This window comes from Heyndrickxia coagulans DSM 1 = ATCC 7050 (genome assembly GCF_000290615.1).
GTDB classification, from domain to species: domain Bacteria; phylum Bacillota; class Bacilli; order Bacillales; family Bacillaceae_C; genus Weizmannia; species Weizmannia coagulans.
The window spans coordinates 1-472 of record NZ_ALAS01000226.1; the positions used below are offsets into that span (position 1 = coordinate 1).

1 protein-coding gene is annotated in these 472 nt (G+C 43.6%); it reads right to left on the minus strand.

Annotation, left to right across the window (positions count from 1 at the left end; translation table 11 throughout):
- Positions 1–259: 259 nt before the first annotated feature.
- On the minus strand, positions 260–472 hold a 213-nt coding region (locus tag IC21_RS12485; RefSeq protein ID WP_035180948.1), incomplete at its 5' end, for an integrase core domain-containing protein.

The window sequence follows — 472 nt, forward strand, 5'->3', positions numbered from 1 at the left end:
AAGGTGGACCCCATCGTCAAGACACAAATTTAAAATTTTTAAGGTGGGTCAGAATCTGAAAAACAGATACTGACTAATAGAGCGTGAGGATGCTCATTGGAGGCAGTTAGTGGACAGTTCACATTTTTTGGAGTGATTCATCCTGCTTTATTTTTCCTTCTCCGGGGGTGTTGTGTCAAGGGCGAGTGTAGCGAGGGCTTTGCCGAACCCTTGACACAACACCCCCGGAGAAGTATCCTCTACCCGAAGGATGAATCACTCAAAGGCCATAAACGGAGGCAGGAGTCTTATAGCCCAGGGCCTGATGGAGTCTTTCGTGATTATAGAATTGTATAAAGTTACCAATCTCTTTCCTTGCTTCTCTAGGGGAATTGTATTCTTTTAAATATACTTCCTCATACTTGATGGTTCGCCAAAGCCTTTCGGTAATGATATTGTCAAGGGCTCTTTTTTTGCCGTCCATGCTGATTTT